Raw genomic sequence first — 12280 nt, forward strand, 5'->3', positions numbered from 1 at the left:
ATATCATGACTTGGGTCAAAATCAGTATGTTTTTTCTACGACTGCGACGTTTTATTTTCTTTTGTCGACTTATTATTGTTCTTGTCCGATTGTTCATTTGTGTTCGTTGAAGACTTTTTCTTGTTTTTCTTCCCGTTGTCATTTTGCTGAGCAGAAGAATCCTTGCTCTTATCCTTGCCAGCCTGCTGACCGTCTTGAGACGGCATTCCTTGGTCTTGACCGTTCTGTCCTGAACCACCATCCTGCGGCGGCATGCTATTACCCGGTCCGCCGTTTTGACCATTCTGACCTGGTTGCGGAGGCATGCTATTTCCTGCATCCTGACCATTTTGTCCCTGCTCCGGTGCTCCAGGCACAGTAGCTGGCTGTTGAATAGCTGATTGCTGACTGTTTGTACCGTGAATAGCTGTCGCAAGAACATAACCGCCCAGAAGTCCGACTGCTAGAGCACTACCCGTTGCAACCGTCAGCCACCATTTAGTACTTTTTTCTACAACAATCATTTTTTCCATATCCATTAAATCTATTACCTTCTTTCTTTTTTAATTTTTCTGACTCATTCTATCAAGCAAGAAGCTAATGCAGCTTACAAGTCATCCAATACACATCCTTTCACTAGAATAGCATTATCATATAGTTTTTTACTTAAAAAGGACTGAATTTTTTCTTAAAAAAGGCTGAAAGATAGGGAAAATGGATTATGAAAAGTGCTTTTTCAATATACGGCTATATTTATCTAATAAAAGAAAATCGGCTAATCTTGAAGACAGAAGATTGAGTTTAGTAAACAAAGATGCCCCTCGCCCCATTAGGATGACTCTTTGATGAGACTTAATACCTTTTAGCAAAGTCAGGCAAACTTCGTCTGTAGTTGAAATCTTAATTCCCATCTCTTCCCAAACAGGATGGTAAGGTTTTTCTGAGGGCGTGTCCGCAGCATTAGGACAAAAATAGGTTAAATACATCTTTTTCTGCTCCTGTCTTAATTCGCGATTCATTGATTCAATAAAAGAAAAAATCCCTGCGCGACTAGCAACATCTACGCTATAGTATGGGAAAGCAAGCCGCCCATCTGCAAAACCGCCAGAATGCACAATTGTCGCACATTTTTCATTTGCTAATAAGGGCAGAAAAATCTTGCTAATCAGAATGGCGCCAGATAAATTGATCAATAGTGTCTGCTCTATGTCCTCAAGGGAATGCGCTGACAAAGATTTTCTTACATCAAAACCAGTTGCATTGATAACAATATCTATACATTCCGACCACTCTTGTATCTCTGATACTACATTTTTTAGAGACTCTTCACTTGTAATATCCACTGAGCTTATTGGAATAAAAGACGAAAATTCTTGCACAAACATCTTTAACTTCTCTATATCTCTTCCTAAGAGATATAACCTAGCACCTGCTTGATGAAAAGCTCGTGTATAGACCCTTCCCAAACTGCCACTTGCACCAATAATTACAACCTTTTTATTTTTAAAATAATTATCAAACATATCATTCTCCATTCTTTAGTGAGTCTTTTGTGATAAATTCAATAAAACAAGTCCGACAATAACTAGACTTATCCCTAAAAGACTTACAGCTGTCACTTTTTCGTGCCAAAGCAGAATAGATAATATTGTTGTCCCTACTAGACCTATTCCAGACCAAATAGCGTAAGCTAGATTTAACTGAATGCCCTTTAAAGATAGAGATAAAAAGAAAAAGCACAAGCCATAAAACATCAAAGCAAGGCAACCGAAAAATAGTTTCGAAAAACCTTGAGATAATTTTAAAAGGCTTGTGGCGGCAATTTCAAATAGAATTGCGAGAGATAAATAAAAATAGTAAAACATTGTTTTCCTCCTAATATTCTAAATAACTAAAAAGTTAGCAGGAAAATCAATAGAATTATCCGAGAGATGAAACAAAGCAAGTCCAAAGTGTACAGGCATTTGTCAAAATCATTGATTTTATGCTCGAATCTTTGGAGATAGATAAAGTTTTTCGACCGCATAACTCATCTAATGAAATCTGGTAAAAATCGGCTAGACGAATAAGACTTGCACTATCTAGAATCGTCTTATCATTTTCCCAATTCGAGATGGTCTGCCGAGTCGTTCCTAGTGATTCTGCAATCTGAGCTTGACTATAGCCTTTTTGCTCCCGTATAAATTTCAATTGTTTTCCTAACATTATCTTTTCCTCCTCATCATACTTATTTTTTATTTGTTTGGCTAGATGAAATTCTTTAACATTAGTGATTATTGTATGTAAAAATTTTTTGACATGGCTATTATAACACGATTTACGTTAATCTTAAAATACTTGCCTATCTAAAACACTTGATACATCTATCAACCATTTGCCCCAAAAAATCCTCAGTAAAAAAGACTGGGACGAAATTGTCTCAGTCTTGATTTATCATGTTCAAAAGCTCTTGATGCAGGAGCTGCTTATCTTTTTATGACTTTTTCTCAGAAGGGCGGAAGCCAGCTGAAGCTAGCAAGGCCGCAAAGCCAAGATAAGTGAGAAGAGCACTCGAACTACTTCCAGTTTTAGGCAATTGACCTTGTGTGGTTTGGTAGCTGACAGATAGCTGCAAGTTACTTGCTTGCTTACTTGCTAATCTTTGATGTTGCCAAGTCTGGTTTGAAATAGGCTCAAATTTCTGCGCTGTTTGGACAGTAATTTCTGCAGGAGGTGTTGAAACACTAACCTGATTGGATGCAATCCGGTATTGATTATTAATCAGCAAGCTGAAATGATTGGTATAGGTTCTGCCTGGATACAAGAGTCGACCGACTGCTGCTGGAGCTAGAGTCTCAGTCGCAGTATTTAAGTCAGCATTGTAGCGCTCAAGCAGACCTGGTGCAGCAACAAAAGTCAAGACTCTGGTGCTCGGGTCATAAGAAACTTCATAACCAGGACTTTTCGCTCTAGTCGCTTCTAGATCCAATTCAAAACCTTCCGGCAGACGATCTTCCAATACGAAAGAATGAATTGGAAGACGATAAACAGGCAAAGCATCTGTTACCAGATTAAGAACAGCAAAACTTCCCGAGCTAACCTCTTGTTGATGAATGTTCTTCTTGGACTCATCCTCCAACTCTTCTCGGACTTTTAACTGAATAAAGAGCTGGTTATAGTGATAAGTTTGAGTCAGCACTTGCGGACGACTTGGCAAAGCTTGATAGCTAGGTTCAGCCGGCTTTTGAGGAAGCTCTTTATAGTTCGGCTTGTCAGGCTCCTCCATCAAAGGCAGATCACTTTCTCTGACAGGTGACTGGGGCTCAGGCTGAAGAACTGGTTCTTTAGGGAGCTGTGGTTCCTGCAGATAGCTTGGCTCCTGAGGCAGGTCCTCTAAAGCAATTTCTTCTTCATAAACAGGCGGTTTCGGAGCCTCACCCATGCTTACTTCAGGATCTTTTTGAGGTTTTTCTGGCTCCTTCAAATAAGTAGGTAGCTGTGGTTCCTGCGGCAGCGCTTCTTCAACCGGAACTCGCGGAAGACTCAGCAAGGGCTGTCCCTTCTCATAGGTTGGCTCTTCAACTGCAGTCGGCTCTGTCAATAAAGAAGGGAAGCTAGGTTCTTCTGGCACTTCCTGATAAACTGGCTTTTGAGGTTGAAGCGGCTCAGGCAGATAAGTTGGCTCTTGCGGCAGACTTTCCAAATCTCTTTCCGGTAGAACTACTGGCTCCTCAGGCCGATTTGGAAAGGGAAGAGGTTGAGTTTCTGTCGGCTGTTTAGGAAGTTCTTGATAGGTCGGCTGATCTGGCTCTTCTGGAAAAGGTTGATAGACTGGCTGACTCGGAAGAAGCTGCAAGGCCTTGACTTCCTCATAAGCCGGTTCCTGAGGTTGAGCAACTTCTGTTGGAGCAACAGGCTTGATTGGAACACCTTTGGCTTTAATATCAGAGTTAAAGACAAACCAAGCAGAACCCCGATTTCGCGAACCGATATCAAAAGAAATGACATCTCCCTGGGCTTTACCTACAATAGCGCCATACCAGTTATAAGGACTGTTCGGCGAGTCCCATTTGTTATACTCAAAGCGAGAGCCTTCCCGCTCAAAGTTAATTGAAATATCAGCGTGAACACTAGTATCTGGGTGAACATTAATGGCAGAACCTGTAATAGGAATATATTCACCATTAAAATTCTTGATATATTCAATTGCAACTTTGTTCGTATTTAAAGATGAGAAGCTGACAAGCGAGCCTGTCATATCAAGCCTTTCTCCAGCCTCATCGAAAAACTCCGCTTGGACATTGACCCGAGAATGGCTATAAAAATCCAAGGTCCAGACAGTCAAGGTCGGATCCTTAACTAAGAAAACTGGAAGCTTATCCTGACTCTTCGTTGATTCTTTCAGAGTATAAGTGTAGACAACTTTAGCGATTTTCTTTCCTTGAATACTGGAATTTTTGATATTGGTATAAGTAGCTACCAGAGGAACATCTTTTTGTAAAATGACTTTAGTCTGATGTTCTTTCCCTTTTAAAACACTGGTCAAAGCAGTTATTCCTTGTTGATCCATTCCCCAAGAACGAACCTCATCAGTCAGCTCATCATTGGTATAGGTTCTAATAGAGGGATCAAGCGTCAAGACAGCCTGGGGCTCAGATTTGAAAACAAAAGGCTGGCTTTCAACCTTACTGAGATAGCCTTCTTCATTTTTCTTAGCTTCAGCTTCCTGCAACTCTCTCTCAAAAGTTACAAGAGCTGCATCATACTTAGTTTTGGCTGTATCATAGGCAGCTTTTGCCTTCTTATATTCTTCCAAGAGCTTATCATAGTCAGATTTTAGGCGGGCATTTTTTTCCTTAATGCTTGCATTTTCCTGCTCAATCACTGCGTTCTGTGCTGAAATAGAAGCAAGGTTTGCCTCATAATCTTCTTTTAGCCTTTGATTTTCTGCTTCAATCCTTGCAAGATTTGCTTGGTATGTCGCTAAGTCTGCCTGATAAGCAGCTAGTTTATTCTTGTTTTCTGTCTCAATCCGAGCAGTCGCCTCCTGGTAGGTAAGCAAGGCTTTCTCATATGCTTCTCGACTTTTCTGATTGCTTTCGGTGATTCGAGCCACATCCTGCTCATATTGAGCTAATTGATTTTTATAAAGCTCTTGTTTTTCCTGATTTTGCTGACGAATCTGGGCGTTTTCAGCTTCAATGGCAGCATTACGGGCTATTACTTCTGCTTTTTCTGTCTCATAGGCAGTTTGCCGCTTCTTATTTTCAGCTTGGACACGCTCAAGTTCAGATTGATAGGCAGTCAAAGCTGCTTGATGATCTCTCGCTTTGGCATCATTGGCCGCCTCGATTTCAGAGCGATTCTTTTGATAAGCAGCTAATTTGCTCTCATAGTCTTTCTCTGCCGCTTGATTTTTTTGACGAATCTCAGCCAATCGCTCTTGATAAGCAGCTAAATCAGCCTGATACTGCTCCTTTAAGGCTATATTTTTCTTCTGAACAGCTAGATTTTGGGCCTCAATCTCTTTGTTCTGCTCTTGGATTTTAGCCAAGGATGTCTCATAAGATTGTTTTGCAGCTTGATTGTCTCTTTGAATGCGTTCTACTTCTTGCTGGTAAGTCGTCAATTCTGACTGATACTGCTGCTCTAGCTTAGCATTTTCTTTCTGAACCCGAGCCAATTCTTTCTCATAGTCAGCCAAGGCTGCTTGATAAACAGCTTCTTTTTCTGCCTTAACCTGAGTTAGTCTGGATACTTCAGCTTCATACTGCTTGACTGCTTCCTGATAGACCTTTTCAGCTGCCTGATTTCGTTCTGTTATGGCTGCATTTTCAGCTTGGGCAGCTTTGTTGTGAGCTGAGACCTGAGCAAGCTTTTCATCATAGCGACGCTTTGCTTGAGCATTCTTCTCCTGAGTAGCTTTCAGCTCTGTAGCATAGCTCTCCATAGCAGTTTGGTAGTCTGCTTTCGCTTGAGCATTTTCTTGTAAAATCCGTGAACGATCCTCTTGATAGGCTGCTAAAGCCGCTTGATAGGAGGCTTCTTTCTCTTGATTGATTTTTACTATACGGTTCAATTCTGCCTGATAAGCCGTCCGTTTCTGCTCATAATCCGCCTCTAGCTGAGCATTTTCAGTTTGAATACGGCTGTACTCTTGTTCATAGGAAGCCAGCGCCTTGTCATATTGGTCTTTCAAGGCTTGATTGGCAGACTCTTTCTGACTGAGTTCTTTCTCATAAGTCTTCAGTTGCTCCTGATATGCTGCTGTGTTTTTGCGTATTTCCTTGACTTGAGTTGCGTAATCGGCTTGGGCTGTCTCCCGTTTACTAGCAGCTTCTTCTGGATTTCTAGCTGTTCCTAAATCTACAGTCGATTCCTGCTTTAGCTGGATACCTGCTTTCTCAGCCTCTGCCACAGCTTGGTCCAGGTCCGCATGGGAAACCTCCAAGGGAAGCTTGTCTTGACTTACTGGCTCCGACTGAGCAGGGGCAGCAGTTGGCTGGGGTGCTTCGGTTGGTGAAAGTGCAGCTTCAGAAAGGGCAAACTCATCGGCCGCTGAAGATACCTTTTCCTCAGCCTGAACCGACCCAGCAGCTAGCAACAAAGCTGCACCCAAAACAGCTCCGCACAAGCCCTTAGAAAGGCGGCTCTTGCGGAAGCCATAGACTATTTTCTTTTCCATTATAATCTCCATTTCTCCTTTAAACAGTTACCTGTTTATTGTCCATATTGTTCTATTTTATCAGAGCAAAGGCAAATAAGCAATGTTTAAATGCTAAAAATTATAAAGAAAAAGCCTGAGATAAGGTGGCATCTCAGACTTTCTTGTCTATTTAATTAAAACTATCATATTGCAGCTCGAATCGCTTTTTCTACTGCTTCTTTCTCACGCTTCACCAGTTCAACACGCGCAGCAATTTCCTTGATCCCCATGCTGATATTCCGGCTAATCGCCATATCATCCAACTGTGGCTCAAAGAAGGCTTTGTATTCTACCAATCTCTTCTCTGTCTTGAAGACCACTGCTGGGCTAATGACAAAGCTATCAAAGCTCATGTCGCCACCTAATGCAGCCTTAATCCAGTCCCAATTCTCACGCGCCCAAGTCCACACTGCTTCTTGAGTAAAATCCCGGCTGAGGAAACGGGCATACCAAGCTGACAAATCCTGCGGTTTCACAGTAAATTTATCCTTCCAAGTCGCTAAAAGTTCATCCAGTGTTTCCTTGTTCTTAGTATAAGAAAGGGCTGTAGAAAGAGCATTTTTGAAGCTTCCATCATTTGAAGCGACATATAGGTCCAGATAAAGCTTAGTCAGCTCCTTGCTTTCATGATGCTTGATTTGGTTGACCAATACCTGCAAGCGAATAGCGGCAGGGAGTTTTTCCAAATTATCACGATACTTGTCAAAAATCTGGCTAGCTTGAGCTTTAGCTGTCTCATCGTCAGCCTTAATCATATTGCCCACAATCAGCTGACGAACCATCTCATCCTCATCGCTTTCACCGTCCTGTTTTTCAAAACCAAGACGGTCGAAATTACTTCGACTGAGAACTTTCAAAAGGGCTTTGTAATCTTCTTCTGTCTGACTGCCTTCATCCACAAAGCGATTCAATCCTTCCAGCACTTGGGAAACAGCTGAAACTACCATATAAGAAGTTTCGTTCGCCAGCTTGCTGATAACTGGCAGCAGGTCCGCATAGGAAATCTTACCTGACTCTGCCAGAAGTCGGCGCTCCTGCACGATTTGCAGCTTGCTGATATTGTCCAAAGAGCTGAGATTATTCAGAAGAGCATCCAGCAACTCACCTTGATAATCTGTAATATAGTGGGCTGTGTTTTCTGTATTGAGGCGCAGAGCCCCGTCATTTTGTGCTGCCAAGGCTGCATAATTAGGAATTTCCAGTCTTTCTGTCGTCAGAGTATCAGGAAGTCCTTGCCAGTTGCTGTTAAGCGGAACTGGCCAGAGACGGCCCTTGTCCTCGTGCTCCCCAACGAAGAACTGCTTCTGGGTCAAAATCAAGCTGTCANTTTCGACCTTAGCAGTGACAACTGGATAACCCGGCTGCTCCAGCCAAGCATACATAAAGGCAGCTACATCACGGCCAGAAGCTTGAGAAAGAGCGTCCCAGAGGTCACGACCGATGGTATTTCCATACTGATGCTTCTCAAAGTAGGCGCCTAGCCCCTTACGGAAAGCATCGTCTCCCAGCCAACGGCGCAGCATGTGCATGAGACGGCTGCCCTTGGCATAGACAATCGCCCCATCAAAAAGAGTATTAATTTCATCAGGGTGCTTGACCTCTACATGGACCGACTGGACGCCATCTGTCGCGTCACGCTTGAGGGCATAAGGAGCTCCGCTGGTCTGGAAATCTTCAAAAATCTTCCAGCTAGGCTCAATCGCATCAACTGAGACATACTCCATCATATTGGCAAAGCTTTCATTGAGCCAAAGGTCGTCCCACCACTTCATAGTCACTAGATTTCCGAACCATTGGTGGGCTAGTTCGTGTGCAACAACCAAGGCAACTGTCTGACGGCTCAGAGCTGTTGAATTTTCATCCACCAGCAAATAGATTTCCCGATAGGTCACCAAGCCCCAGTTTTCCATAGCACCAGCAGAAAAGTCTGGCAGAGCCACATGAAGTGACTGAGGAATAGGATACTTGACTCCATAATATTCTTCGTAAAATTCAATACAGCGAACCGCAATGTCCAAAGCAAACTCTAGATTGCTCTCTGGGTGGGCCTTGGTCGCATAAACTCCTACCAAGGTTCCATTCTTTGTTTTAGCAGTAATTCCTTGCATATCACCTGCAGCAAAAGCCAAGAGATAGGAAGACATACGCGGAGTCGTTTCAAACTTCCAAACGCCAGTCGCTTTGCGGTTTTCAACATCAATTTCCGGCATATTAGATAGGACCAACTCATCCTCTTCTTGGTCAAATTTCAAAGCCAAATCAAATGTTGCCTTAGCCTCCGGCTCATCCACACTCGGAAAGGCTTCGCGAGCAAAATGGCTCTCAAACTGCGTAGAAATGATCTCTTTTTTCACACCATCAACCGTGTAGTAAGATGGGTAAATCCCTGTCATATTGTCCGTAATCTTACCAGTATAAGTTATGGTCACCACTACAGATCCAGCTGCTTCCAGCTCAATATAAAGAGCTTCATTGTCCTTATCAAGAGTGAAAGGACGAGCTTGGCCAGCTACCTCTACAGCTTCAACTGTCAAATCTTTTTGATGTAGGGAAATCTTACTCGTCTTAGCTTCCCCAGTAATGGTCACCTTGCCTGAAAAAGTCTTGTCGGCACGATTCAGATCCAAAAAGAGATCATAGTGCTCAGGAACAAAAGTTTCAATAAAATGTTTAACTGCTTGCATCTGCTTCTCCTCATCTAACNAACAACGCAGCAAGATTACTCCGCCATACTTGTCCGCTTATAATCTGTTATTATTGTATCATATTTAAAAGATTTCGTTGCAGAATAAATGCAAACAAAAAGACAGGGGAATAACCTGTCCGTTTGGTTTATGATAATGAAAGAAAGGTCAAGAGTTATTCTTTTCTTTCTCAAGTTCCTCTAATTTTTTGTTATAGATTCGATTTTCTTCGTGATAAGTTTTGTTTAGCCGTTCTTCATAACGATGAATTTTTCTCTCAAAAATTTCCCAATTTTCCTCTATTTGGCTTAATTCATATGAGGGGACGGTATCAGGACTATTGCAACAAAAAGATAATAGCCACTCGCTTATTTGCTCTGAAATATTTTTAGCCTCTCGTCTCATGTCCTGATAATCCCATTCATACTCGCTGACTTTCTTTCGAAAAGCTATATGCTCGTCATCAAGGTGCTTAATTTTTTTCTGAATATCCATACGGCCTCCTATAAGATAGGGCTGGTCAAACTAGGCTTAGGAACAGCACCTAGTACCTCCTTGATGGAATCTGCTGCTCCACCGGTAAAGGCCCCGGATAAGTCGGCAGGTACTTGAGTGGATGCAAAAGTTTTCATAGCCTCAGCTTGACTATCCAACCAAGTTTGCAAAGCTTGACTTTCTTCAAGAAGGACAGCTCTTTTAGCTGAAATCAAACCTCGAATGGCAATACGTTCCTGAATCTTTAAATATTCTTTTTTTATACGTTCGGCTTCAACTCGATCTTCTGTATTTGGTTCAATCATACTCTACCTCCTAGTTTTTCTCAAAAATCTGGGCACCTTGTTGATCGATTTCTACTATCCTATCTGCAGCTTTGTTTAAATTCCCTGCAATACCAGTCATTGTAGTCATATAAGAGTTTGCTGAGGCAAGAGTAGATGCTTCTGTTCCATCATTCCAAGCAGTAGACATGCTCAACTCAGATAATAATCGCTCCACCTCATCAGCTGAAAGATTGTGGGCTATGGTATAAGCTGCATTACTCAGTTCTGAGATGTGTGCTTCAACTTTTGATTTTGCACTTGCTAACTTATCTTTAACCTCTTGCTCATAGANCTCAGCCTGAAGATGAACGGTTTGCGCACTTGTACGAACGAGTTCCTCTCTCAAACTAATTGTTTTGTCGCCAGAGCTGGTTCTTAAAGAAGCATGCAGTTCATCAATGTGTTTCCTATTTATAGCGATTAAATCCTGCTTAGAAGGCTCAGGAGCGAAGTCTCCATATTCCTTTAAATACTCACGAACATAGTATTCAGGAGTCACCTTGTCCATCTCTAAACCATAATTAGCGATTGCTACATTTACTTTGTACGTTTTTGCTTTATATTCAGCAATCTTTCGGACCTGTTTTTCTGTCANGCCGGAAACGAATTTATTTTTTTTGATATACTTATCAAAATCATAATTATTACCTTTTAAATACGGAGTTTGGATATTATGGCTTTTTCCTTCATAAAGGCGAACTTGACCGTAGGGGATAGCTCCTCCATTTCCATCCGCTCCCGTAATTTCCTTCCCAGAATCTGAGTAAATAATCGCATGCTTTTCTAAATAGTTTAGCTCTGATTTTGTAAAATGCCCACTGTCTACAGCCTTTTTAGCACCCCAATCATAGTAATTAACAATTTCTTTAACTCTATATTTTACTGAAAGCTTTGCATTTGGTACTCCGGCCTGACTATGAGCAGAAGAATACCAAATTTGACCACCTTTCACACCTTTATCTTCCAAGCGTTTCTGTGTTTCCGCGAAAAATTCATCCATTTTAGCATATTGGGGACTTAAACCAGAAACATAGGCGGCGTCAGCAGCACCTTCTACTGACCCCAAAGTATTACCTATCTCTTCAAAAGAATTTTTCAATGGATTTACCTTGTTCTGTGTACCAGCTGTTAAGACAATAGTCTTTGAATAGTCAGCTTTCCCACCTACAATAGGAGCAACAGCAACAGCCTCTGTTACGGAGTTTTCAGAATTGATGATTTCGTATTCTTGGCCCCCGGTTTCAACAAAGTCACTATCTCCTTGTTCAAGTTTTTTCCATTCTCTAACCTTTTTGTGTAATTTTTGTATATCTTCATGAGTCAATTCCATTCTGAATAGCTCCCTCTTATAATTTGAATGCTATAATCTATTTTTGCTTTAGGACTTCCCTTCTCACTTTTAGTAACTTTTTTCAACTGACCATCGTTTACCAAAGCATCAATGTTATCGTCTGTACCCTTAATTGGTGGTGTTAATTTCGCCTCCTCTGGCAAATGATTAGCATTACTAACATCAATTTTTTTATCCAAGCTTGTCGCTGAACCTTCTAGCCAAATACTTTCATTGCCCATATGATCAAAGTCAAGAGTTAAGTCACCAGTTGTTCCATAAGAAGGATAGCCTCTTTTACCGATTCGCTTTCCCATCACCGCCCGATTCCCTTCCTCATCATAAATTACTGGCAAGACATCCGCTGTAAAAGGGGGATTGTCCTTTCCACCTTGAATGAAAATTGGTGAAAATTCTATTTTAGAGATTCCGGAGTAGTTTTCTTTTATATAGGTTCCAATCTGTTCTTCCAGCAAGCGAAAACCATGCTTAATAATCTTTTCTTCTTTTGCATCAAGTCCTGTCGAACTCTTTTGTGAATTCACCATATAAAATACTCCTCCAAAAATTAAAACTATAAGAACTACGCTGACAGCAAAGGCTTTTTTTTTCATCAGTCTCCTCCATTTTATTAATCAAATTGCAAACAAATTACTTACATATATTATATCATAATTAGTAATTTAAAGATATTTCTACCTTAATTTTAAGAAAAGCATATTCTGTTGAAAAGGATTTAATACTATCGCCTTGACTCCTTCAAGGCCATTCTATCAACGCC

The 12280-nt window shown here is 41.3% G+C and carries 10 protein-coding genes; all 10 read right to left on the reverse strand.

Features of this window, described 5'->3' with window-relative positions; all coding sequences use genetic code 11:
* Positions 1-35 precede the first annotated feature (35 nt).
* A complete protein-coding gene (locus D8886_RS11125) occupies positions 36-518 on the reverse strand; it encodes a hypothetical protein (protein ID WP_002925096.1) in 483 nt (160 codons plus the stop codon).
* A 180-nt stretch (positions 519-698) separates the two neighbouring features.
* A complete protein-coding gene (locus D8886_RS11130; RefSeq protein ID WP_002925099.1) occupies positions 699-1514 on the reverse strand; it encodes an SDR family NAD(P)-dependent oxidoreductase in 816 nt (271 codons plus the stop codon).
* Positions 1515-1517: 3 nt separating this feature from the next.
* On the reverse strand, positions 1518-1844 hold the full coding sequence (locus D8886_RS11135; protein ID WP_002904310.1) for a DMT family transporter: 327 nt from the start codon (positions 1842-1844) through the stop codon (positions 1518-1520).
* Positions 1845-1899: 55 nt separating this feature from the next.
* Positions 1900-2184, reverse strand: a complete 285-nt coding sequence (locus D8886_RS11140; RefSeq protein WP_002925100.1) for a helix-turn-helix domain-containing protein — start codon at positions 2182-2184, stop codon at positions 1900-1902.
* Between the two features lie 268 nt (positions 2185-2452).
* Positions 2453-6655, reverse strand: coding sequence for a GbpC/Spa domain-containing protein (locus D8886_RS11145; RefSeq protein ID WP_185761301.1), 4203 nt, complete (start codon positions 6653-6655; stop codon positions 2453-2455).
* Between the two features lie 152 nt (positions 6656-6807).
* On the reverse strand, positions 6808-9348 hold the full coding sequence (locus D8886_RS11150; protein ID WP_125435711.1) for a M1 family metallopeptidase: 2541 nt from the start codon (positions 9346-9348) through the stop codon (positions 6808-6810).
* A gap of 168 nt (positions 9349-9516) precedes the next feature.
* Entirely contained in the window at positions 9517-9843 is a 327-nt protein-coding gene (locus D8886_RS11155) for a hypothetical protein (protein ID WP_125435713.1), read from the reverse strand.
* 8 nt (positions 9844-9851) lie between these two features.
* On the reverse strand, positions 9852-10148 hold the full coding sequence (locus D8886_RS11160) for a hypothetical protein (protein ID WP_002919196.1): 297 nt from the start codon (positions 10146-10148) through the stop codon (positions 9852-9854).
* A 10-nt stretch (positions 10149-10158) separates the two neighbouring features.
* Positions 10159-11499 carry a hypothetical protein gene (locus D8886_RS11165; RefSeq protein WP_125435715.1) on the reverse strand — a complete coding sequence of 447 codons (1341 nt, stop codon included), beginning with the start codon at positions 11497-11499 and terminating at the stop codon, positions 10159-10161.
* On the reverse strand, positions 11490-12113 hold the full coding sequence (locus tag D8886_RS11170; RefSeq protein ID WP_125435716.1) for a hypothetical protein: 624 nt from the start codon (positions 12111-12113) through the stop codon (positions 11490-11492). Before D8886_RS11170 ends, D8886_RS11165 begins: the two co-directional genes overlap by 10 nt.
* Between the last annotated feature and the right edge of the window lie 167 nt (positions 12114-12280).

It is taken from the genome of Streptococcus sanguinis, from assembly GCF_003943655.1.
Classification (GTDB): domain Bacteria; phylum Bacillota; class Bacilli; order Lactobacillales; family Streptococcaceae; genus Streptococcus; species Streptococcus sanguinis_F.

What these genes read in the sequence shown, in the direction of transcription:
- D8886_RS11125 (WP_002925096.1), bottom strand. Translation starts at nt 518, where the DNA reads ATGGATATGGAAAAAATGATTGTTGTAGAAAAAAGTACTAAATGGTGG.
- D8886_RS11130 (WP_002925099.1), bottom strand. Translation starts at nt 1,514, where the DNA reads ATGGAGAATGATATGTTTGATAATTATTTTAAAAATAAAAAGGTTGTA.
- D8886_RS11135 (WP_002904310.1), bottom strand. Translation starts at nt 1,844, where the DNA reads ATGTTTTACTATTTTTATTTATCTCTCGCAATTCTATTTGAAATTGCC.
- D8886_RS11140 (WP_002925100.1), bottom strand. Translation starts at nt 2,184, where the DNA reads ATGTTAGGAAAACAATTGAAATTTATACGGGAGCAAAAAGGCTATAGT.
- D8886_RS11145 (WP_185761301.1), bottom strand. Translation starts at nt 6,655, where the DNA reads ATGGAGATTATAATGGAAAAGAAAATAGTCTATGGCTTCCGCAAGAGC.
- D8886_RS11155 (WP_125435713.1), bottom strand. Translation starts at nt 9,843, where the DNA reads ATGGATATTCAGAAAAAAATTAAGCACCTTGATGACGAGCATATAGCT.
- D8886_RS11160 (WP_002919196.1), bottom strand. Translation starts at nt 10,148, where the DNA reads ATGATTGAACCAAATACAGAAGATCGAGTTGAAGCCGAACGTATAAAA.
- D8886_RS11170 (WP_125435716.1), bottom strand. Translation starts at nt 12,113, where the DNA reads ATGAAAAAAAAAGCCTTTGCTGTCAGCGTAGTTCTTATAGTTTTAATT.